The following is a 294-nucleotide window of genomic DNA, read 5'->3' on the forward strand; positions in this document are numbered from 1 at the left end:
GTCAAGACCTGGTAAGGTTCTTCGCGTTGCTTCGAATTAAACCACATGCTCCACCGCTTGTGCGGGCCCCCGTCAATTCCTTTGAGTTTCAGCCGTGCGGCCGTACTCCCCAGGCGGAGTGCTTAATGCGTTAACTTCAGCACTAAAGGGCGGAAACCCTCTAACACTTAGCACTCATCGTTTACGGCGCGGACTACCAGGGTATCTAATCCTGGTTGCTCCCCACGCTTTCGCGCCTCAGTGTCAGTTACAGACCAGAAAGTCGCCTTCGCCACTGGTGTTCCTCCATATCTC

General features: G+C 54.4%; 1 rRNA gene. It reads right to left on the reverse strand.

What is annotated here, in order from left to right:
- A 16S ribosomal RNA gene (locus ACSG5Z_RS31115) occupies positions 1 to 294 on the reverse strand; the annotation flags it as partial.

Origin of the sequence: Bacillus pretiosus (assembly GCF_051294775.1) — a bacterium.
Classification (GTDB): Bacteria; Bacillota; Bacilli; order Bacillales; family Bacillaceae_G; genus Bacillus_A; species Bacillus_A wiedmannii.